The sequence below is a fragment of the Kribbella sp. NPDC003505 genome, from assembly GCF_040610875.1.
Taxonomy (GTDB): domain Bacteria; phylum Actinomycetota; class Actinomycetes; order Propionibacteriales; family Kribbellaceae; genus Kribbella.
Genome location: NZ_JBEXNA010000002.1, coordinates 380,484 through 401,281 on the forward strand (window position 1 = coordinate 380,484; position 20,798 = coordinate 401,281).

Annotated in this window: 25 protein-coding genes; 18 read left to right on the forward strand and 7 right to left on the reverse strand. The window is 70.3% G+C overall.

Annotation, left to right across the window (positions count from 1 at the left end; translation table 11 throughout):
• Positions 1-114 precede the first annotated feature (114 nt).
• From ABZX12_RS06205 to ABZX12_RS06220, 4 genes are read left to right on the forward strand one after another with little or no spacing between them, the layout of a single operon-like run.
• On the forward strand, positions 115-1,167 hold the full coding sequence (locus ABZX12_RS06205; RefSeq protein WP_355690321.1) for a hypothetical protein: 1,053 nt from the start codon (positions 115-117) through the stop codon (positions 1,165-1,167).
• Positions 1,168-1,175: 8 nt separating this feature from the next.
• The gene (locus ABZX12_RS06210; RefSeq protein WP_355690322.1) at positions 1,176-2,111 is read left to right on the forward strand and encodes an ABC transporter ATP-binding protein; all 936 of its coding nucleotides are present in this window, start codon (positions 1,176-1,178) and stop codon (positions 2,109-2,111) included.
• Positions 2,098-3,027 carry an ABC transporter permease subunit gene (locus tag ABZX12_RS06215; RefSeq protein ID WP_355690324.1) on the forward strand — a complete coding sequence of 310 codons (930 nt, stop codon included), beginning with the start codon at positions 2,098-2,100 and terminating at the stop codon, positions 3,025-3,027. Before ABZX12_RS06210 ends, ABZX12_RS06215 begins: the two co-directional genes overlap by 14 nt.
• A gap of 5 nt (positions 3,028-3,032) precedes the next feature.
• The gene (locus ABZX12_RS06220) at positions 3,033-3,863 is read left to right on the forward strand and encodes a putative RNA methyltransferase (RefSeq protein WP_355690326.1); all 831 of its coding nucleotides are present in this window, start codon (positions 3,033-3,035) and stop codon (positions 3,861-3,863) included.
• Positions 3,864-3,907: 44 nt separating this feature from the next.
• On the opposite strand, the gene ABZX12_RS06225 is transcribed toward ABZX12_RS06220, so the two are convergent.
• Positions 3,908-4,576 carry an NAD(P)H-dependent oxidoreductase gene (locus ABZX12_RS06225; protein WP_355690328.1) on the reverse strand — a complete coding sequence of 223 codons (669 nt, stop codon included), beginning with the start codon at positions 4,574-4,576 and terminating at the stop codon, positions 3,908-3,910.
• Between the two features lie 125 nt (positions 4,577-4,701).
• On the opposite strand from ABZX12_RS06225, the gene ABZX12_RS06230 reads away from it, so the two are divergent.
• Entirely contained in the window at positions 4,702-5,250 is a 549-nt protein-coding gene (locus ABZX12_RS06230; RefSeq protein WP_355690329.1) for a MarR family winged helix-turn-helix transcriptional regulator, read from the forward strand.
• A 2-nt stretch (positions 5,251-5,252) separates the two neighbouring features.
• Here the strand turns inward: ABZX12_RS06230 and ABZX12_RS06235 are convergent, their stop codons facing one another.
• Both ABZX12_RS06235 and ABZX12_RS06240 read right to left on the reverse strand, forming a co-directional pair.
• A complete protein-coding gene (locus ABZX12_RS06235; RefSeq protein WP_355690331.1) occupies positions 5,253-5,903 on the reverse strand; it encodes a response regulator transcription factor in 651 nt (216 codons plus the stop codon).
• Position 5,904: 1 nt separating this feature from the next.
• Positions 5,905-7,197 (reverse strand): histidine kinase, encoded by a 1,293-nt coding sequence (locus ABZX12_RS06240; RefSeq protein ID WP_355690333.1) that lies wholly within the window; start codon positions 7,195-7,197, stop codon positions 5,905-5,907.
• A gap of 383 nt (positions 7,198-7,580) precedes the next feature.
• On the opposite strand from ABZX12_RS06240, the gene ABZX12_RS06245 reads away from it, so the two are divergent.
• From ABZX12_RS06245 to ABZX12_RS06305, 13 genes are all read left to right on the forward strand, one after another.
• Positions 7,581-8,606, forward strand: coding sequence for an ABC transporter substrate-binding protein (locus tag ABZX12_RS06245; protein WP_355690334.1), 1,026 nt, complete (start codon positions 7,581-7,583; stop codon positions 8,604-8,606).
• 21 nt (positions 8,607-8,627) lie between these two features.
• Complete coding sequence (locus ABZX12_RS06250) at positions 8,628-9,425, forward strand: ABC transporter ATP-binding protein (RefSeq protein WP_355690336.1); 798 nt, start codon at positions 8,628-8,630, stop codon at positions 9,423-9,425.
• Complete coding sequence (locus ABZX12_RS06255; RefSeq protein ID WP_355690338.1) at positions 9,422-10,216, forward strand: ABC transporter permease; 795 nt, start codon at positions 9,422-9,424, stop codon at positions 10,214-10,216. The genes ABZX12_RS06250 and ABZX12_RS06255 overlap by 4 nt, the downstream gene beginning before the upstream one ends.
• Positions 10,213-11,301: an Ldh family oxidoreductase gene (locus tag ABZX12_RS06260; protein WP_355690340.1), complete on the forward strand. Its 1,089-nt coding sequence runs from the start codon at positions 10,213-10,215 to the stop codon at positions 11,299-11,301. Before ABZX12_RS06255 ends, ABZX12_RS06260 begins: the two co-directional genes overlap by 4 nt.
• A complete protein-coding gene (locus ABZX12_RS06265; protein ID WP_355690342.1) occupies positions 11,301-11,696 on the forward strand; it encodes a RidA family protein in 396 nt (131 codons plus the stop codon). The genes ABZX12_RS06260 and ABZX12_RS06265 overlap by 1 nt, the downstream gene beginning before the upstream one ends.
• A gap of 41 nt (positions 11,697-11,737) precedes the next feature.
• Positions 11,738-12,574, forward strand: coding sequence for a fumarylacetoacetate hydrolase family protein (locus ABZX12_RS06270; protein WP_355690344.1), 837 nt, complete (start codon positions 11,738-11,740; stop codon positions 12,572-12,574).
• Positions 12,571-13,281 (forward strand): GntR family transcriptional regulator, encoded by a 711-nt coding sequence (locus tag ABZX12_RS06275; protein ID WP_355690346.1) that lies wholly within the window; start codon positions 12,571-12,573, stop codon positions 13,279-13,281. The genes ABZX12_RS06270 and ABZX12_RS06275 overlap by 4 nt, the downstream gene beginning before the upstream one ends.
• Positions 13,278-14,000 (forward strand): SDR family oxidoreductase, encoded by a 723-nt coding sequence (locus tag ABZX12_RS06280; RefSeq protein ID WP_355690348.1) that lies wholly within the window; start codon positions 13,278-13,280, stop codon positions 13,998-14,000. The genes ABZX12_RS06275 and ABZX12_RS06280 overlap by 4 nt, the downstream gene beginning before the upstream one ends.
• A 16-nt stretch (positions 14,001-14,016) precedes the next feature.
• Positions 14,017-15,576 carry an FAD-dependent monooxygenase gene (locus tag ABZX12_RS06285; RefSeq protein ID WP_355690350.1) on the forward strand — a complete coding sequence of 520 codons (1,560 nt, stop codon included), beginning with the start codon at positions 14,017-14,019 and terminating at the stop codon, positions 15,574-15,576.
• The gene (locus ABZX12_RS06290; RefSeq protein WP_355690352.1) at positions 15,573-15,962 is read left to right on the forward strand and encodes a cupin domain-containing protein; all 390 of its coding nucleotides are present in this window, start codon (positions 15,573-15,575) and stop codon (positions 15,960-15,962) included. Before ABZX12_RS06285 ends, ABZX12_RS06290 begins: the two co-directional genes overlap by 4 nt.
• A gap of 1 nt (position 15,963) precedes the next feature.
• Positions 15,964-16,863 carry an amidohydrolase family protein gene (locus ABZX12_RS06295; RefSeq protein WP_355690353.1) on the forward strand — a complete coding sequence of 300 codons (900 nt, stop codon included), beginning with the start codon at positions 15,964-15,966 and terminating at the stop codon, positions 16,861-16,863.
• A gap of 64 nt (positions 16,864-16,927) precedes the next feature.
• Positions 16,928-17,863, forward strand: a complete 936-nt coding sequence (locus ABZX12_RS06300; RefSeq protein WP_355690355.1) for a zinc-binding alcohol dehydrogenase family protein — start codon at positions 16,928-16,930, stop codon at positions 17,861-17,863.
• A gap of 123 nt (positions 17,864-17,986) precedes the next feature.
• Positions 17,987-18,676, forward strand: a complete 690-nt coding sequence (locus ABZX12_RS06305; RefSeq protein ID WP_355690357.1) for a GntR family transcriptional regulator — start codon at positions 17,987-17,989, stop codon at positions 18,674-18,676.
• Here the strand turns inward: ABZX12_RS06305 and ABZX12_RS06310 are convergent.
• From ABZX12_RS06310 to ABZX12_RS06325, 4 genes are read right to left on the reverse strand one after another with little or no spacing between them, the layout of a single operon-like run.
• The gene (locus ABZX12_RS06310; RefSeq protein ID WP_355690359.1) at positions 18,642-19,379 is read right to left on the reverse strand and encodes a PIG-L family deacetylase; all 738 of its coding nucleotides are present in this window, start codon (positions 19,377-19,379) and stop codon (positions 18,642-18,644) included. The genes ABZX12_RS06305 and ABZX12_RS06310 overlap by 35 nt on opposite strands.
• Positions 19,379-19,843 (reverse strand): PPOX class F420-dependent oxidoreductase, encoded by a 465-nt coding sequence (locus tag ABZX12_RS06315; protein WP_355690361.1) that lies wholly within the window; start codon positions 19,841-19,843, stop codon positions 19,379-19,381. The genes ABZX12_RS06310 and ABZX12_RS06315 overlap by 1 nt, the downstream gene beginning before the upstream one ends.
• A gap of 31 nt (positions 19,844-19,874) precedes the next feature.
• On the reverse strand, positions 19,875-20,237 hold the full coding sequence (locus tag ABZX12_RS06320) for a hypothetical protein (RefSeq protein ID WP_355690363.1): 363 nt from the start codon (positions 20,235-20,237) through the stop codon (positions 19,875-19,877).
• A complete protein-coding gene (locus ABZX12_RS06325) occupies positions 20,234-20,776 on the reverse strand; it encodes a hypothetical protein (RefSeq protein WP_355690365.1) in 543 nt (180 codons plus the stop codon). Before ABZX12_RS06325 ends, ABZX12_RS06320 begins: the two co-directional genes overlap by 4 nt.
• Positions 20,777-20,798 lie beyond the last annotated feature (22 nt).

The following is a 20,798-nucleotide window of genomic DNA, read 5'->3' on the forward strand; positions in this document are numbered from 1 at the left end:
ACCCTGAGGCCACTTGGATCCGCCCCGGCCCGGTGCGAGGCTGTATCCATGGGCGTAGCACAGCGCAGTCGACGGTGGTTGGTTCCGGTCACGGCGGTTGCCGTGGTGGCGGGCGTGGGGGCACTCGGGCCGATGGTCGCCGATGCCTCGCCGAAGCTGCCCGGGATCACCGCGCAGGACCTGCTCGCGAAGGTGCAGACGGCGAAGGTCGACGGCCTCAGCGGCACGGTCCGCTCGGACGCCGACCTCGGCCTGCCGGCGATCCCTGGGATGGCGCCCGGCACGCAGCAGCTCACCGACCTGCTCAGCGGCGAGCACACCGCGCGGGTCGCGTACGCCGGCCCGGACAAGGCGCGGGTCTCGATCATCTACAACCAGGCCGAGCGCGTGTGGACGACCGACGGCACGTCCGCCTGGGCGTACGACTCGTCCAAGCGTGAGGCCGTGAAGCTGACCGTGCCGGAGCACAGGACCGCCAAGCCGGACAAGGCAGTGCCGTCGTACGACCCGCAGGCGGCCGCCAAGCAGTTCCTGGACGCGATCGACCCGACCACCAAGGTCGAGGTCAGCGGCACCGAGAAGGTCGCCGGCCGGGATGCGTACAAGCTGCGCCTGGTGCCGAAGACCGAGAAGACGACCGTCGGGTCGGTGACGCTGGCGATCGACTCCAAGACCTGGGTCCCGCTGGACGTGACGGTGATGCCGCGCAAGGGCAGCGACCCGGCGCTCGAGCTGGGCTTCAGCTCGGTGTCGTTCGACGTACCGGCCGCGTCCACGTTCACCTTCACCCCGCCGAAGGGTGTGAAGGTCACGGACCAGAAGGTGCCGTCGACGGCCGGGCCGAAGCGGGTCGCCCCGAAGCAGGTCGCGCCGAAGCAGATCGAGCCGGGCAAGCCGGGTGCGGCGACGGCCGATCGTCCGACCGTGATCGGCGAGGGCTGGGAGAGCGTCGCGATGATCCGCGGTGCGGAGACCTCCGGCCTGACCGGAACCGGGCCGCTCGCGCAGCTGCTCGCGAAGGCGCCGACCGTGCAGGGCACGTGGGGCAAGGGCAAGGTGGTGACCAGCAAGATGGTGAGCGCGCTGATCACCGACGACGGCAGGGTCTTCGTCGGCCTGGTCACGCCGGACACCCTGCAGGCGGCCGCGGCGAAGGCCCCCCGCTGAACAGCCGGATGACGGACGCGCCGGTCGTCACCCGCGGGCTGACCAAGCGGTTCCGCGGCGGGCAGGTCGCGGTGGACGCGGTCGACCTGGAGGTGCCGGCCGGCAGCGTGTTCGGCTTCCTCGGGCCGAACGGCTCGGGCAAGACGACGACGATCCGGATGCTGCTCGGACTGATCGCGCCGACGGCCGGTGAGGTCGAGCTGCTCGGCGAGCCGATGCCGAAGGCGCACCTGCGGGTGCTGCCCCGGGTCGGCGCGCTGGTCGAGGGGCCGGCGTTCTACCCGTTCTGGACCGGGCAGGCGAATCTGCTCCGGTTCGACGCCGCCGACCGCACCGCCGACCCGAAGACCCGGAAGGCCCGCGCCGGCGAGGCGCTCGAGCGGGTCGGGTTGTCGAACGCGGCCGGCAAGAAGGTCCGCGCGTACTCGCTGGGGATGCGGCAGCGGCTCGCGATCGCGGTCGCGCTGATGCAACGCCGGGAGTTGCTCGTCCTGGACGAGCCGACGAACGGGCTCGACCCGCAGGGCACCCGCGAGGTCCGGCACCTGATCCAGGAGCTGGCCCACGACGGTACGACGGTGTTCACCTCGACCCACCTGCTCGCCGAGGTGGAGCAGGTCTGCACGCACGCCGCGGTGATGAGCCGCGGCAAGCTGCTGCGCCAGTCCACGGTGGCCGACCTGCGCGCCGAGCTCCGTCCCCGGCTGGTGGTCCGTACGCCGGACCTCACCCAGGCGGCCGAGACGCTGCAAGGTCTGGGCGTCACCGAGCTGAAGACCACCGCCGAGACCGTCGAGGGCGATCCCGGCGAGCTCCCGATCGAGAAGTTCGCCGCCGCGCTGGTGGCGGCGGACGTCCGCATCCACGGCTTCGGCCTGGAACGCCCGAGCCTGGAGGACGCGTTCGTGGCACTCACGGGGGAGGGCTTCGATGTCGCCGAGTGAGACCACCGGCCGGACCGTCGACGAGCCGGCCGGCCCGGCCGGCCCGGGCGCCGGGGCGCCGGCCGCGCCGGGCACCGGGACTACGGCCGGGCAGGAGCCGGGGGCTGGGCGGCATACGCTCGCGCTGTTCGTCTCGGAGTTGCGGCTGGTGTTCGCGCGGGCCCGGACGCAGGTGGGCCTCGGAGTCCTGGCGGCCGTGCCGTTGCTGATCGGGATCGCGATCAAGATCGCCGGCACGGACCCCGGGGCCGAAGGCTTCATCGGTCAGGTCGCCGGCAACGGCCTGTTCCTGATCGTCGCGAGTCTGGGCCTGTCGCTGCCGTTCTTCCTGCCGACCGCGGTGACCGTGATCTCCGGGGAGTCGCTGGCCGGCGAGGCCAGCCTCGGGACGCTGCGCAACCTGCTGACCGCACCGGCCGGCCGGTCCCGGCTGCTCGCCGCGAAGATGGTCGCCCTGGCCGTGTTCTGCCTGACCGCGACGATGACGATCTGGATCTCCGGCCTGATCGTCGGCTTCGTCCTGTTCCCGGTCGGCGACGTCCTGCTGCTGTCCGGCTCGACCGTCTCGCTCGGCGAAGGCCTGCTCCGCGCGCTCGGCATCGCCGTCGTGATCTCGCTGTCGCTGCTCGGCCTGGCCGGTATCGGCCTGTTCATCTCGTCGCTGACCTCGACCCCGCTGGCCGCGATGGCGGCGACGTTCGGCACGTTCATCGTGCTCGGGATCCTGACCGCGATCCCGCAGTTGCACGCGATCCACCCGTGGCTGCTGATGTACCGCTGGCAGTCGTTCGCCGACCTGCTCCGCGATCCGCCGTACTGGCACGAGATCGGCCGCAACCTGCTCCTCCAGGGCGGCTACCTCGCGGTCTTCTACGCAGCCGCCTGGGCCCGCATCACGAGCCGCGACATAACCTAGGGCGGGTGGAAGCCCACCTCGTCGAAGTCCTGCGCTGCCCGGTCTGTGCGGATCCGCTGGCGCTGGACGGCCGGACGGCGCGCTGCGCGCACGGGCACGCGTACGACCTGGCCAAGCAGGGCTACCTGAACTTGTTGCCTTCGGCGTCGACCGGGATCGAGGGCGACTCGGCCGCGATGGTCGGCGCCCGCACGGTCTTCCTCGGCACCGGCCACTACGCGCCGATCCGGGACGCGCTCATCCTGCGGGCGGATCTCGGCGAGGACGACCTGGTCGTCGAGGTCGGCGCCGGCACCGCCTACTACCTGTCCGGCGTCCTGGGCCTGTCCCCGGATCGCCGCGGGATCGCCCTGGACGTCTCGAAGTACGCCGCTCGCCGCGCGGCCCGGGTGGACCCGCGGATCGCGTCCGTGGTGTGCGACGCGTGGCGTGAGCTGCCGCTGCTGGACGACTCGGTGCACGTGCTGCTGAACGTGTTCGCCCCGCGCAACGCCACCGAGATGGCGCGCATCCTGGCGCCCGGCGGCCGGCTGCTCGTGGTCACCCCGAACCAGCCGCACCTCGCCGAGCTCGTCGACGTGCTGGGAATGGTCAGTGTCGACGACCAGAAGGAACGCCGGCTGGAGGAGTCGCTCGCGGGGGAGTTCGAGCGCGTCGGCAACGAACTGGTCGAGGAGACGATGCGGCTCGACCGGTCGGCCGTGGAGCAGTTGGTGCTGATGACGCCTAGCGCCCGGCACCTCGAGTACCGCGAGCTGCTGCAGCGGATCGCCGTCCTGCCGGAGCCGGCGATCGTGACGCTGTCGGTGACACTGTCGGTCTGGAGGCCCCGGTGATGCCGGCTCGAGCTCGGCACCACTAGAACCCGTTCAGCTCAGGGTCAGGCGGCCTTGCCGATCAGTTCACGGGCGACGACGCTGCCGTGGGTTCCGGCCTCCACGTGGGCCTCGGACTCCGAGACCTTGGAGGCGTCGATCAGCTCCTCCATCCCCGGGGTGACCGGGGCCAGGGTGAGCTCGGCGGCCGCGGTCCGCAGGTTCATCCCGAAGACGTCGCCGAAGATCCGCTCGAGGTACGGCGTGGCGTGGTCCCAGCCGTGCTTCGGCGAGCCCGGCCCGTAGCCGCCGCCGCGGGCGAGCGCGAAGATCGCCGGCCTACCGGCCAACGGGCGGGAACCGAAGGCCAGGTCCTTGTCGATCACGAGCAGGTCGATCCAGGTCTTCACGTTCTGGGCGATGCCGTAGTTGTACATCGGTACGGCGAGCAGGACCGCGTCGGCGTTCACGATCTCCGCCTTCAGTTCGTCGGCGATCGCCTCGGCCTCGGCGAGCGGCATCCGGTCGGAGTCGGCGACCGGCTCCTGGCCCACCTGGGCGGCGGCCAGCGTCGGCCACACGGTCGCGGGTAGCGGGTGCTGACCGAGGTCACGTCGTACGACGACACCGTCGGGGTGCTCGGCCTTCCAGGCGGCCTCCGCGCTGTCCGCCAGGGCCCGGGACACCGATCCTTCCAGCCGGATGCTGGCGTCGACGCGTAACAGGGTGCTCATTCGTTCTGTCTCCATCGAGTTGAGGGGGCGAGCTCGTATTGAGCTGTCTCGAAGATAATCTGTGTGACAGAACATATTCAAGTCAGATCGTATTCCGGGTGGCGTACACCACGTACGATGGGGACATGTCCAGTACTTCGCCCGAGGTCGCCGCCCGTTCCGCGCGCGGGGTCGCGCCGTCGGTGGCCGACGGCGCGCCGGTGGAGGCCGACCTCGGCTGGGCGCTCGGCGTGGTCTTCCGGCGGTACGCGAAGGCGGCCGCGGCGGCGCTGGAGGGGCTGCCCGGCGGCCCGCGGGGCTACCAGGTGCTCGCCACGACGAACGCCGAGGGCCCGAAGCGGCAGCTCGACCTGGCCGCCCAGCTCGGTGTCGACCGGACGGTGATGACCTACCTGCTGGACGACCTCGAGAAGGAGGGGCTGGTGCAGCGCCGGCCCGACCCGGCCGACCGGCGGGCACGGCTGATCGCGCCGACCGACGAGGGCTACGCGACGCTCTGCGACCTCGAGCGGCGGCTGCGCGCCGGCGAGGACGAGGTGCTCGGCATCCTCGACGAGTCGGAGCGCTCCAGCTTCCGGCTGCTCCTGCAGCGCTTGGCGATGAAGGCGAACTCGGTCGACCCGCTGCACAACGCCTGCACCCTGGCCGAGTCCGACGACCCGGCCAACACCTAGCCTTAGTGCAGCGGCACGAAGCCTGATTCGTAGGCGCGGATCACGGCCTGCGTGCGGTCCCGCGCGTTGAGCTTGGCCAGCACGTTGGCGACGTGCGTCTTCACGGTCTGCAGGCCGAGGAACAGTTCCGCGGCGATCTCCGCGTTCGAGAGTCCGCGCGCCATCAGCCGGAGCACCTCCTGCTCGCGCTCGGTCAGCTGGTACCGGTCGAGCCCGTCGGCCGCCGGCGCACCGGCGTGGGCGAGCGCGAGGGTCCGGATCGCCTCGGGGAACAGCAGCGACTCGCTCTTCGCGACCGTCCGGATCGCCGCGACGATGTCGTCCGGCGGGGTCCGCTTGAGCAGGAACCCGGACGCGCCGGCGCGCAGCGCGTCGTACACGTAGTCGTCGTTCTCGAACGTCGTGACGACCAGGACCCGGGGCGCCGGGTCGAGGCTGTCCAGCAGCAGCCGGGTCGCCTGGATGCCGTCCACCGCGGGCATCCGGACGTCCATCAGCACGACGTCCGCGCCGGTACGGCGGACCAGCGGCAGCACCTCCGCGCCGTCACCGGCCTCGCCGACGACCGTGAGGTCCGCCTCGGCGTTGATGATGGCGCGCAGCCCGCTCCGGATCAGCGGCTCGTCGTCGACCACGACCACCGAGAGGTTCATCTCATCCCTTCGTCACGCTGACCGGCAGCCGCACCGCGAGCTGCCATCCCGGCTCGCCCGGCCGGGTGACCGGGCCGGCGTCCACGGTTCCACGCAGTACGGCGACTCTTTCACGGATACCGGCCAGGCCGCGGCCGCCGCCGGAGTGATCGGACCTGCCGCTGACCGGGTTCGTCACCGCGAGCCGCAGCCCGGACCCGTCGAGGCAGATCGACAGGTGCACGGTCAGCTCGCCGGCCGGGCGGCCGGCGTGCCGGATCGCGTTGGTCAGGCCCTCCTGCACGATCCGGTACGCCTCCCGGGACACCGCGGCCGGCAGCTGGTCCAGATCGCCGGACCGCTCGACCTCGACCGTGATCCCGCCGGCCCGGGTGGCCTCGACCAGCCGGTCGAGCCCGCCCAGGGTGGCCTGCGGCGCGGTCCGGGCCCCCGGCCGCCGGTCGTCGCGGAGCAGGCCGAGCACGTGGTCGAGATCGGCCAGCGCCGCCCGGGCGGAGGTCTCCATCGCGGCCAGCGCGGTCTCGGCGAACTCCGGATCGGTGGCCAGCACCCGCCGGGCGGCGGCCGCCTGCAGCGTGACCAGGCTCAGTGCGTGCCCGACGCTGTCGTGCAGCTCGCGGGCCAGACGGTTGCGCTCGGCAAGGGTCGCGGTCTGCTTCTCGAGCAGCTCGATGCGCTCCGCGGCGGTCGGGCCGAGCACCCGGGGCGCCAGGTACGCCAGGAGTGCCCCGGTCGCCGCCGACAGCAGGAACAGTCCGGCGAGACCGCCGATCGCCGCGGCCGGCATCCACAGGTCGCTCCAGCCGCCGCGGATGTCGTACGACCAGCCCGGGACGATGTCGCGCGATCCGGGGGAGCGGAACGGAGCTGCCAGCCAGATCGCGCCGACGGCGAACACGATCGTGCTGAGGATGCCGACGACACCGCCGGCCACCAGGTGCAGGCAGAACCAGACGCTGGTCCGCCGCCGCTGCGCCCAGGTCCGCGCCGGGCCGAGCGGGCGCTCCTCGAACCGCACCGCGAGCAGCGACTCGACCGCGATCCCCTGGACCTCGCGGACGGCCGGCAGCAGGCCGAGCGCGACCGGGGGCAGCAGCGCGAGCAGGACCCAGATGATGCCGGTGGCAACCTTCGGCAGCTCCAGGTCGGAGACCACCGCTCCGAGCGCGCTGTCGACCAGGATGAACGCCAGCACCAGCGCCGCGCCGAGCAGCAGGTACACCCAGCGCAGGTACGTCGCCGGACGCCACAGGCACCCGATCGCCCGCCACACCCGCCGTGTCACCCGTCGCACCGTCACATCCTGCCAAAGGCCGGGGCGGGCCACCTCCCTCCCCGGAGTGAGCGCCGGGAAACCCCCGGAATCCGGGCGGGCGGCGTGGGCTGGGTCACGAAGAGGTTGAGGTTTACGCAAATTTGACGGAGCGGGCGCGGGTTCGGTCCTCGTGGGCGTCGCGATCTGCTGCTGTGGCAGGTACGGTCTGTGGTCGGGGCGGGTGCCCGTCCGGTTACAGCATGTGTCTCCGGACAGGTATGGGGAACGGCTCCAGGACGGTGGCCGGCAGGACTGCGAGGACCGGCACGGCGGACGTTAAGTCCCCGTGAAGACCCCGCGGGCCGATTGACCACCTTTCAGTATTTGATGTTTGATCAAATATCGGGACGAGAGAGGTCGATATGAGGTTGAGGCGTTCCGTCATCGCCCTGATGGCGGTCCTGGGGCTCGCCCTGGTGAGTGCGTGCAACAGCGGTGACGACAGCGGCAAGGAAGCCGACAACGGGCTGCAGAAGGTCAGCTACCTGACGTCGTTCAACACCTTCGGACGCGAGGCGTACGCCTACGTCGCGCTCGAGAAGGGGTACTTCAAGGACGCGGGATTCGACGTCAAGATCACGCCCGGCAGCGGCACCGTCGACGTGATGAAGCTGGTCGCCGGCGGTCAGGCCGACTACGGCATCGGCGACTTCACCGCCACCGTCATCACCCTCGCCAAGCAGAAGCTCCCGGTGACCACCGTCGGCATGGTCCACCAGCGGTCGATGGCCGCGATCATGTCGCTGGAGGGCCTGGGCATCAACAGCCCGAAGGACCTGCCCGGCAAGACCATCGGCGACCAGCCGGGGTCCACGAACACCGTGATGTTCCCGGTCTACGCCAAGGCGGTCGGTATCGACGCGAAGTCGGTCACGTTCCTTCCGTCGCCGCCTCCCGGCCTGCCCGCGCTGCTGGCCTCCGGCAAGGTGCAGGGCATCGGCCAGTTCGTGGTCGGCCAGCCGCTGATCGAGAACGCCGACAAGGAGAAGCACCGCAAGGCGGTCGTGCTGCCGTACGGCAAGGCGCTGCCGGACCTGTACGGCAACGCGATCATCACCCGGACGGACATGGCCAAGGACCACCCGGACCAGGTGAAGAAGTTCACCGGCGCGCTGCTCAAGGGCCTGCAGGACACGTACGACGACCCGGCCGCGGCGGCCGCGACGCTGAAGAAGTACGTGCCGAACACCGATCTCGCGGTCGCCACCAAGGAACTCGAGATCATGAAGGAGTACATCAAGCCGGACGACTTCAAGGGTCCGCTCGGTGACGTCACACAGGAGCGGGTGCAGAAGGTCATCTCGCTGCTGGAGGAGTCGGACGCGATCGGCAAGGGCGCCGTCAAGCCGGAAGACGTCGTCACGCTCAGCCTCGCCCCCAAGAGCTGACGTTAGGAGTACTGGAACCGGATGATTCGCCTGGACGGCGTGGGACAGGTCTTCGACGGACGCGAGGGCCGGGTGACCGCCCTCGAGAAGATCGACCTGCACGTTCGCGGCGGTGAGTTCGTCACGCTGATCGGCCGGTCCGGCTGTGGCAAGTCCACACTGCTCCGGCTGATCGCGGGACTGCTTCCTCCGACGTCCGGTGCGGTCCAGGTGGCGGGGAAGCCCGTCACCGGACCGCGCCGGGACGTCTCGTTCATGTTCCAGCGGCCGGCCCTGCTGCCGTGGCGTTCGGTGTTGTCGAACGTGATGCTGCCGGTCGAGATCGACAAGGGCACCGGGGGGTCGTCCAGGAACAAGGCGGCGTACCGGGACCGTGCCCACCAGCTGCTCGAGCTGGTCGGCCTGCAGGGGTTCGAGCGCCGGCTGCCGCACGAGCTGTCCGGCGGTATGCAGCAGCGGGTGTCACTGTGCCGCTCGCTGATCCGCGACCCGCAGGTGATGCTGATGGACGAGCCGTTCTCGGCGCTCGACGCGCTGACCCGGACCGAGCTGTCCGAAGAGCTGCAGCGGATCAAGATGGAGCTGTCCACGACCATCGTGTTCGTCACGCACTCGATCGAGGAGGCCGTCGTGCTGGCCGACCGGGTGGTCGTGCTGACGCCGCGCCCGGGCCGGATGCGGGAGGTCGTCGACATCGACATCCCGCGGCCGCGCAGTCTCGGCCAGAACGCGCACCTCACCGAGGTCGCCGCGATCAGCGGCCGGCTGCACGAACTGCTCGCCGAGAAGGAGATCGCCGACGAGGTGCGGCCGCGATGACCGGGCGGACGATGCCGAAGCGCACCTGGCTGACCGATTCGCCGGTGGCGGCCGTGATCCTTCCGATCGTCGGCCTGGCCGCCGCGATCGGGTTGTGGTGGGGTGCGACGGTCGTGTTCTCGATCGAGCCGTACCTGCTGCCGAGCCCGTGGGACGTGGTGGTCAAGTTCGCCGACCAGCCCGGGTACCTGCTGCAGGAGACCGGTACGTCGTTGCTGGAGACGATCGAGGGCTTCCTGCTGGCGATCGTCATCGGCGTACCGATCGCGCTCGTGATCGTCCGGTCGGCGGTCCTGGAGCGGCTGGTGTACCCGCTGCTGCTGATGGTGAACTCGATCCCGAAGGTGGCGATCGCACCGCTGCTGGTGATCTGGATGGGCTTCGGGCAGTGGCCGAAGGTCGTGATGGTGCTGCTGATGTGCTTCTTCCCGATCGTCATCTCGACCGCGCAGGGGATGAAGTCGACGCCGGCCGAGCTGGTCGAGCTGATGCGGTCGCTGAACGCCGGCCGGGCGCAGGAGTTCTTCAAGCTGCGGCTGCGCTACGCCATGCCGCAGATCTTCACCGGGTTCAAGGTGGCGATCTCGCTGGCGGTGATCGGCTCGGTGATCGCCGAGTTCGTCGGCGCCACCAAGGGACTCGGGTACGTCATCCAGCAGTCCGGCGCCAGCGCCGACACCACGCTGGCGTTCGCCGCGATCACGCTGCTCAGCATCATGAGCATCGTCTTGTTCTACGCCCTCGTCCTGCTCGAGCACGTCCTGCTGCCGTGGGCCCGGGAAACCCGATGACCGCTCAAGCCTCCGACGCGGACCGGCGGGTGCTGGTCCGGCCCGAGTGGCTGGAGGCCACGGTGGCCGGCGTGTTCACCGCGCTCGGCTTCGAGTCCGAGGACGCGGACGAGATCGCCGCCGCGCTCGTCGAGGCCGATCTGCGCGGTGTCAGCTCGCACGGCGTGATGCTGGTGCCGATGTACGTCGAGCGGCTGAACGCCGGCGGCGTGACCCGGGAGCGCGAGCTCGACATCCTGTTCGACGCCGGCGCCGCGATGGTGGTCGACGCCCGCGGCGGGATGGGGCAGCTGTCCAGCCCGCAGGCGATGGGGCACGCGATCGAGCGCGCCGGCCGGTACGGGATCGGCATCGTCTCGGTGCGCAACGCCCACCACTTCGGGGCGGCCAGCCGCTGGGCGATGCAGGCCGGCGAGGCGGGGTGTATCGGTATCGCAATGTCGAACACCACACCGCTGATGCCCGCCCCCGGCGGTGCCGAGCGGCTGGTCGGCAACAATCCGCTGGCGATCGCGGTGCCGACCACGGCCGGTGTGGAGATCGTGCTGGACATGGCGCTGTCGGCCGTTGCCCTCGGCAAGATCCGGCTGGCGGCGTCGGCCGGGCGGCCGATCCCGGACACCTGGGCGACCGACCAGTCCGGCACGCCGACCAGGGACCCGGACGAGGCGGTGCTCGGCATGCTGCTGCCGGCCGCGGGCCACAAGGGTTTCGGGCTGGCGCTGATGATCGACGTGCTCACCGGCGTGCTGAGCGGCGGCGGGTGGGGCGACCAGGTCCGCCCGCTGTACCGGGAGCCGGACCGGCCGAACGATTGCGCGCACCTGTTCCTGGCGATCGACCCGGAGTTGATGGGCGGTGTCGAGGACTTCAAGCGGCGCTCGTCCGGGCTGGCCGCGCGGGTCCGGGGCAGCGCGACGGCGCCGGGCGTCAACCGGCTGTACCTGCCGGGTGAGATCGAGGCCGAGCGCGCGGCGCAGCAGCGGCGGAACGGCGTACGGATCGAGAGGTCGGGACTGGACGGGCTGCTGGCGACCGCACGCGCGGTCGGCGCCGTCGTCCCGGCGGGAGGGGTAGTGGGCTGATGCCGAAGACACAGGTGACCACCGACGCGTTGCGGAGCCCGAACGGGGTGTTCTCGCAGGCGACCACGGTCGAGGCGACCGGGCGGCTGGTGTTCGTCTCCGGGATGACCGCGCGCCGGCCGGACGGCAGCATCGCCGGCGTCGGTGACGTCCGCGAACAGACTCGGCAGGTGTGCGAGAACGTGAAGTCGGCGGTCGAGGCGGCCGGCGGCACGCTGGCGGACATCTGCCGGGTTGATGTGTACGTGCGCAACATGGAGGACTTCGCGAAGATCCACGAGATCCGCGCGCAGTACTTCACCGAGCCGCTGCCGGCCTCGACGATGGTCGAGGTCAGCAAGCTCGCGCATCCCGACTACCTGATCGAGATCAACGCGATCGCCGTGATCGCCTGACCGGGGGGTGAACTCTGTGCGTGGCGTCGAGTGGACCTGAGATGAAGTACGTGACGGTGGAGCACGACGGGCGGCAACGGCCCGGCGTCCTCGACGGCGACACGATCCAGTTGCTTTCGGCAACGGACCTGACAGAGGTGATCACGGCCGGCGCCTCGGTGGTGGAGGACGAGATCCCGTACCGGGCGGAGCTGTTGCGGGCGCCGTTGCGGCGGTTCCGGCGGGACATCCTCTGCACCGGGTGGAACTACTGGGACCACTTCGAGGAGAGCAGGGGCAAGCGTGAGGGGCAGGACGTGGACCGTCCCGAGCACCCGACGTTCTTCACCAAGGGCCCGGACGTGGTGATCGGTCCGTACGACGACATCGCCTGGGATCCGGCGATCTCCGCCAAGTGGGACTACGAGGCCGAGGTTGCGCTGGTGATCGGCAAGACCGGTAAGAACATCGCCGTCGACGACGCGCTCGACCACGTCTGGGGCTACACGCTGGCGAACGACGTGTCGCAGCGGGACCTGCAGCGTGCGCACGGCGGGCAGTGGCTGAAGGGCAAGAGCATCGACGACACGATGCCGCTGGGGCCGTGGATCGTCACCGCCGACGAGGTCGGGGATCCGCAGGACATCCAGCTGCAGTGCCTGGTGAACGACGAGGTGCGCCAGGACGCGTCGACGCGGCAGATGGCGTTCGACGTCGCCACCCTGATCAGCGAGTTGTCCTTCGGTATGACGCTGCGCCCGGGCGACCTGCTGCTCACCGGTACGCCGGCTGGTATCGGCAACGCCCGCGAGCCGCAGGTGTTCCTGCAGGACGGCGATGTGGTCGTGACCCGCGCGGACAAGCTCGGTGAGCTGCGCAACCGGGTGGTGCGCCGATGAGCGGCCCGTTGGAGTTGCTGCCGGGTGGCGGCAAGGGAGGTCGCCGTACGCTCGCCGAGCACGCGGCGGCGGAGTTGCACCAGTTGATCCTGTCCGGTGAACTGCCCAGCGGTACGCCGCTGCGGCTGGTGGAGCTGGCCAGCCGGCTGGAGATGAGCCAGATGCCGGTCCGTGAAGGCCTGCGGCGACTCGAGGCACTGGGGCTGGTCGAGATCATCCCGCACCGGGGCGCGTGGGTGCGGGACTTGTCCTTGTCGGACCTGCGGGACACCCACGAGACTCGGCTGGCGCTGGAGAGTCTCGCAGTCCGTGCTGCGGCCGCCCGCTTCACCGAGGAGGACCTGACGAAGGCCGCGGCTGCCCTGGCCGAGCACCTCCGGTTGTCGCGCGCGGAGGACTCCGCCGGTGCGCGTCAGGCCCATGCGGACTTCCACTTCGCCATCTACCGGGCCAGTGGTTCGCAGTGGTTGCCGCGAGCAATCGAGCCGGTCTGGCAGAACAGCGAGCGGTACCGGTTCGGCAGCCGGCCGACCGCGTTCCTGATCGAGCGCAGCCGGCAGGAGCACCAGGCGATCCTGGACGCGTGTGTGGCCCAAGACCCGGACGCGGCCGAGCGGGCGCTGCGCAGCCATCTGGCCGGTGCGTTCCAGCGGATCACCGAGACGATGACATCGAAGCAGGCGTCGAAGGAACAGGAGACGCCGTGAAGGCGCGCTTCGACGCGACCGGTGAGGTCGTCGTGATCACGGGCGGCGCGCAGGGCATCGGCGCGGCGCTGGCCGCCGCGGTGAACGCCGCCGGCGGTACGGCGGTCGTCTTCGACGTCACCGTGCCGCCCAGCGGCGTGGAGTACGTCAAGGTGGACGTAGCGGACCAGTCCGCAATCAAGGCCGCGGTAGCGGGCGTGCTGGAGCGGTACGGGCGCATCGACGGCCTGGTCGCCGGCGCGGCGGTGCAGCCGCGGTCGCCGGTGCTGGACATGGACGCTGCGTCGTGGAGCCGGACGTTGCAGGTGAACCTGGACGGTGTGGTGTGGGCGTGCCAGGCCGTCGTACCGCACATGGTGGCGCGGCGGTCCGGGTCGGTCGTGGTGTTCACGTCCGGGATGGCGTCGACCGGGTACGCGGGCGCCGCGGCGTACGCGGCGAGCAAGGCGGCGCTGGCCGCCTTCGCGAAGACGCTGGCGGTCGAGGTGGCCGGCGACCGGGTCCGGGTGAACGTGGTCGCGCCGGGCGTGATCGACACCGAGCAGTTCCGCGGGGCGAACGCCGGTGCGGACCGCGAGCACTGGCAGGACACCATAGGTATCGGCGACCCCGAGGACGTGGTCGGCCCGTTGCTGTTCCTGCTGTCGGACGCGGCCGCGATGACCGGGTCGGTGCTGACGCGGGAACGTGCCTTTGCCAAGCTCACGAGCTTCATCTAGCTGCACGGAGTGAGAGTTGACTGAACAGCTGCCTGTGGCCGTGGTGGGCGCCGGACCGATCGGTCTGACCACCGCACTGGGTCTGGCGCACTACGGCATCCCGTACGTGCTGCTGGAGGAGGACGCCGTCCTGTCGTCCGACACCAAGGCCGGTACGACGCTGAGCCGGACGCTGGAGATCTGGAACCGGTACGGCGCGGTGGACCGCATCCTCGGCGCCGCGCTGCGGATCGACGAGATCGGCGACATCGACCGGGCCACCAACACCCCGCGCGCCTCGGTGCAGCTCGCCGAGCTCGTGAACGACACGCAGTTCCCGTTCGTCATCAACCTGCCGCAGCAGAAGATGGAGCCGCTGCTGGCCGCGGCGCTTCCGGAGCCCGTGCGGACACAGCACCGGCTCACGTCGTTCGAGGTGCTCGACGACCGGGTGGTACTGCAACTGGAGACGCCGGACGGTCCGCAGCAGCTGGAAGCGTCGCATTTGCTGGCTTGTGACGGTGGACGCAGCAAGATCCGGGACGCGCTCGGTGTGAAGGTGGTGGGGGAGACCCTGCCCGAGCGGTACATGCTGATCGACGTCGTGGTGGATCTGGACGTCGACAACGCCAGGGACTACCCGTACCTCGCCTACTTCGCGGACAAGTCCGAGTGGATGGTGCTGATCCGGCAGCCGGACAACTGGCGGTTCCTGTTCCCGCTGGCGCCGGGCGCCGACGCACCGGACGACGAAGACCTGCTGGTGAAGGTGAAGCAGTTCATCGGCGAGGTGGACCGCATCGAGCTGCTCGGCTCGGTCGTCTACAACGTGCACCACCGGGTCGCCGAGCAGTGGACGAAGGACCGCAAGGTCTTCCTGATGGGCGATGCCGCGCACCTGATCACGCCGATGTGGGCGCTCGGCCTGAACACGGGCGCGCTGGACGCGTCGAACCTGCCGTGGCGGCTGGCCTGGGTGCTGCGGGGCTGGGCCGACCCGTCGCTGCTGGACGGCTACGAGCAGGAGCAGCGTCCGGTCGCGATCGAGGGCTCCGGCGAGATGGCCGAGGCGGCCCGCAAGTACATGTCCTTCCAGCGGGGTGCCGTCACCGAGGCGACGGGCCCGTGGGCCACGGCGTACAACCGGACGCTGCTGAGCGTGCGGCTGGACGTCGAAGGTGTGGGCGACTGGTCGATGGTGGCCACGTCCGCGGCGCCGCCGGCGGTCCGGGCGGGTGACCGGGCGCCGGACCTGGTGCTGCAGAGCCCGACCGGCCGGACGTCGATCCACGACCTGTGCCGCGACTCGTTCGTCGCGCTCTACTTCACCGACGTACGGCGCCGGCCGGAGATCCCGGTCAACGAGTCGCCCGCGTTGCAGCACTACGCGGTGTCCCGCTGGGACGCGCCGCACGACTCCGGCCTGCGGGACCGGGCGCTGTTCGACCCCGGCAGCGTGGCCACCAAGCGGTACGGCGTACCGGCGGAGAGCGTCGTACTGGTCCGGCCGGACGGTCACATCGCCGCGGTGGCTCCGATGGGTCCTGGTGTGGCTTCGGAGCTCTACGCGCGCGTAACAGGCCGGGAGGTGCCGTGAGCTTCGACAAGCCGTTGCAGGAGATCCTGCTGCAGACGGACGACCTGGAGTGGGTGGAGAAGTCGCTGGCCGGCCTGTCCCACAAGATGCTGTGGCGCGACCCGGTGACCGAGGCGTCGATCGCGCTGGTGCGGTTCGAGAAGGGCTCGGGGATCCCGTCGGAGCACAAGCACGCGTCGAACCAGTTCATGTTCTGCCTGTCCGGGCGGTACGTGTACCTGCCGACCGGGACGACGCTGACCAAGGGCAGCTTCTACTGGAACCCCAAGGGCGTCGTCCACGGTCCGACGCGCGCGGAGGAAACGTCCGTGCTCCTCGAGGTGTACGACGGTCCGCACTACCCGGAGCGTCCGGACTTCTACGACAACGACGAGGACGCCCGCTGACATGGCCGGATGGGATGTCCACACCCACCTGATCCCGCCGACCGTGCTGTCGGCGGCGCATCGGGGTGAGTTCGGGCTGTCCGTCGACAACGGGGCGCTGGTCGTCGACGGGGAGCGGCTCCCGCTCGACCGGCTCGCCGACCCGGGCGCACTACTGCAGTGGATCTCCGAGCAGGATCTCGACGGTGCTGTGGTGTCGGTGCCGCCGGCGCTCTTCCGGTACGACGCCAGCGTCGAGTGGGCCGAGCTGGTGAACCAGGGTCTCCGGGAGCTCGCCACACCTCAGTTGCGGGTCCTGGCGCACCTGCCGCTGCTCGACGCGGCCGCGCCTGCGGTCGCCGCGTCGCTGGCGCAGGAGGGTGTCTTCGGCGGATTCGCCCTCGGTACGCCGAGTTATGCCGGGCTGGATCCGGTGTGGCGGATGCTGGACGCGCTAGAAGCCTTCACGCTCATCCACCCCGGCCACAGTGACGACGAACGGCTTGGTTCGTTCTACCTGTCGAACCTGTTGGGGAATCCGTACGAGACCGGACTGGCGGCGGCTTCGCTCGTCTTCGCGGACGTGCCGGGGCGGTTTCCGGGGATCCGGTTCTGCCTGTGCCATGGGGGTGGTGTGACGGCGGCCGTCGCCGGACGGTGGCAGCGCGGGATCGACCAGGCCCGGCCGGGCATCGGACCGGTGTCCCTGCCGGTGGCCGAGGCGTTGCGCCGGTTCTACGTCGACGACCTGGTCCACGACGACGCCGTACTGGAACTGCTGACGAAGACGTTCGGGCCTGAACGGGTGCTGGCCGGCAGCGACTGGCCGTTCCCGATGGGCAGCGACGGAGTGTCCGCCGCGCGGTCCGCCGCGGCCGAGGTGCTGACCCGGCCGCTGGCCAAGGAGGTCGCCGAGTGGTGAGACGGGTCTTGCGTCTGGTCGTGGTTGTGATCAGATATCAAATCGTGGGGAACGGGGTAGTGAAGTGAGTACACGGGGGACTGTCTTGCGCAGTCATGGACCAGGGGAGCAGCTGAAGGCCGAAGAGGTCGAGCTGACCGCCGGCCCGGGTGAGACCTTGGTGGAGATGCGGCTGGCCTCGGTCACACCGCTGGACCGGTCGACCCTGTCCGGCCGGCAGCCGGCGTCACCGTTCGTGCCTGGCTCCGAAGGCGCCGGCATGGTGGTGAGCTCCGACGTCGTCGAGCCGGGGACGCCGGTGGTGGTCCGCGGTGAAGGCGCCGGTGTCACGCGGGCCGGCGTCTGGGGCCGGTACGCCGTCGTGCCGAACGCCGCCGTACATCGGCTACCGCCGTCACTGGAGGCCGGTACGGCGCTGGCGCTGATGACTCCGGCGTTGACCGCGCACACCGCCGTACGTCGCGTGGCCGACGTGCAGGACGGTGAGACCGTGGTCGTCACCGGCGTGACCGGTCTGGTCGGGTGCATGAGCGCTGCGATCGCACGGGCGGCGGGTGCGGCCCGGGTGATCGGCCTGGTGTCGATGGACGACCGTGCCGACGAACCGAACGGACTGGTCGATCAGCTCGTCCGTGTCGACGGCCTCGGACAGGTGGGCCGGGAGTTGCCGTGGTGCGACGCGGTGATCGACACGATGGGCGGTCCGGTGACCGGTGGAGTGCTCGGCCACATCTCTCCGGGTGGCCGGATCGCCGTCCTGGGGTACAAGGCCGGTGAGTTCACCACCATCGACCTGCACCAGCTGATCGGCCGGGACCTGCGGGTACTGCCGGTGAACCTGCAGCGGACCGTACTGGCACCGGACGCGGTCGGCCAGGCGCTGGCCGGCATCGCGGGGACGTCCTGGCGAGCCGATCACGACGTCGTACCGGCGGACCGGATCAACGACGTTCTGGACCGGCCGGCGGGCCGGGTGCTGCTGGATCTGACGACTCTCTGACCGGCCGCGGGTGGGCTAGACCACTTGTATTTACTGAGCAATCCGTCGCCGAAGGGCTCCGGATACCCGGTCGGCGGCTACGGTACCTCCAGAGCTGAAGAGGAGAGAGGCTGCCAGCTACTGATGATCCGACGACTCGAGCTCACGCCCGGTGGACCGACCGGGCGTCGTACGCTCGCCGAGGAAGCCGCCGCCGAGCTGCACGAACTCATCCTGTCCGGCGAACTCCCCAGCGGTACGGCGCTGCGGCTCGAGGAGCTCGCCAAGCGGCTGGACATGAGCCAGATGCCGATCCGGGAAGGGCTGCGCCGGATGGCGGCGCTCGGACTGGTCGAGATCGTCCCGCACAAGGGCGCCTGGGTGCGTGAGCTGTCCATGGAGGACCTGCGCGACACCCACGAGACCCGGCTGGCGCTGGAGTCGCTGGCCGTCCGTGCCGCCGCGACGCAGTTCTCCGACACGGATGCGTCGGCGGCCCGGACCGCGTTGGCCGAGCATGTCCGGTTGTCGAAGCAAGGCGACAACATCGCGTCCCGGCAGGCCCACACCGAGTTCCACTTCGCGATCTACCGGGCCGGTGGCTCGCGGTGGCTGCCCCGCGCGATCGAGCCGGTTTGGCAGAACAGCGAGCGCTACCGGTTCGGCTCGCGGCAGACCAAGGCCCGGATCGAGCAGACCCGGCGCGAACACCAGGCCATCCTCGACGCCTGTGTGGCGCACGACGAGGAGGGCGCCGAGGCGGCGCTGCGCGAACACCTCGAAGGCGCCATGCAGCGCATCACCGCGACGATGGAGCGCCGTTCGAAGCAGTGAGCTCCTCGAAACGGTCGTGCTGCCAGCCGGCCGCGTCGAACACCGCACGCAGCAGCAGTCCGTCGCTGCTTGCCCTGTGTACGCCGAGGAGTTCTGCGAGCGGCTTGCTGCCCAGACCCTCGTAGTACGCGTCCAGTGCTTGCCGCCGTCGCTGCTCTGACGCTCCACCGATCACTTCCAGCGGCGCCTCGCATCCCTTGACCTTGCCCGAGCCGACACGCTCGCCTGGCGCGAGCTGTTGGACCAGTTGCTCGCCGGCGCGTACGTCTTGCGCCCTGACTCGTGCACCGAGCGCACGGCAGTCAAGGCGCCGCAGGGCTTGCTGGACGCCTTGTGAGATGGCGATGTGGTCCGGGTGACCCGTCAGTCCGTCGCTGCCCACGGTGAGGATGAGCTCCGGCTCGACCTGGGCGGCCGCGACCTCGATCGCTTCGGCCAGGGCGTCCGGCGACGCCGCGGCCGGCGAGCGCGGTCCACCGCGCCCGCCGTCGTCGATCCACTGGTCGACGTCTCCCAGCCAGTCCCACTCCTTGATCCCGAGCAGTGCGCAGGAGACGCCGAGGTGATCGAGGGCTCCGTGCATCCCGCCGGTGGCGACCCGCAGGACGACATGCCAGCCCTGATCGCTCAGCACGGACGTGGCGGCACCTGTGGCGAACACCTCGTCGTCCGGATGCGCGTGGACGACCAGTGCCGTCGGCATCAGTCGGCCAGGCGCGCCGGGAACCCACCGGTGGCGATCGGGCTCCAGCGCTCCGGGGTGATGCGGATCAGGCACTTGCCCTGCTTCACCATCGCCTCGCGGTACTCGTCCCAGTCCGGGTGCTCACCGGAGATGGAGCGGTAGTAGTCGACCAGCGCGTCCACTGCTTCCGGCAGTTCGATCACTTCGCCGCTGCCGTCCACTTGAACCCAGGCGCCGTTCCAGTCGTCCGACAGCACGACGACGCCGGCCTTGCCGGACCGCTTCACGTTCGTGCTCTTGGCGCGCTCCGGGTACGACGAGATGACGATCCGTCCCTCGGTGTCCACGCCGCCCGAGACCGGCGACGCCTGCACGGTCCCGTCGGCCCGGGTGGTCATCAGCAGCATGTGGTGCCGCGGCCGCACGAACTCCAGCAGACCGTCGAGCTCGACCTTGGTGTTGGTGGCAATAGTCCTTGGCATGCCTTCACCCTATGCGTCGCTGGAGAAGTCGCTAGAGAACTGGGGTCTCCTGCACCGCCAGCCAGCGGAGCTCGCCGGTGAGTACCGCGGTGACGCGGCGCAGACTGCCGACCGAGTGCCGCTCCAGGAACCTGCACACCGCCAGGTCGGGCGTGTGGGTCACGACCTCGAACTGCTCGATGTCGATCTTCAGTCCGGGCACGGCGTTGTGTGAGGTGGACAGTGCGTTCATGAGCGCCGGGAGGTCGACGCGGGCGCCGTCTATGGCGACGAGGACGAAGTCCGGGTGGTGTGCCCCGTGGAACGTGTCGAGGACGTCGGGAGCAGCCTCACCGGACAGCCAGCTCGCCAGGTGTTCATGGTGCCGGACGACCTCGGCGTACAGCTGGTTCATCGGGTTTCCTTTCGGTGCAGGTCCGCCGGGGTGAGCAGGTGTTCCAGCTCGTCGTCGGTGAGCTGGTTGACGAGGTGCTTCGCGCGCTGCGCCTCCGGTGTTGTGGGAAGCACCCCGTCCAGCAGATCGGGCAGCAGCAACTCGTATCCGGCCCGGGCGCGCGGCGAGTAGCGGTGGCGGGTGCGGGCGACCGCGGAGCAGACGCGGATCGCGTGCTCGTTCCCTGGCGGTACGTCGGGGCGGTCGGTCTCCCGGGCCGCGAACCGGAACCCGTTCGCCCGGTCGCAGCCCGGGCAGCCGGAGTCGCCGGCGCCGAGTGTGGAGCCGCAGTCCGGGCAGGTCAGCCGGTTCAGTGCGCCGTCGACGATCCGCCAGTCGAACTCGGAGGTGTCCTGCAGGACGACCTCGGCCAGCTCGCACGCTGCCGCCGTCCCCGGGGCGACGCCGGAGTCGGCGCAGAAACTGTCCCAGGCGGCCTCGATACTGTCCTCGACGCGCCGTAGCGCGGTGGTGAACCGAGGGTGTTCGACGCGTCGCATGCCCCGGACTCTAGCCAGCTGC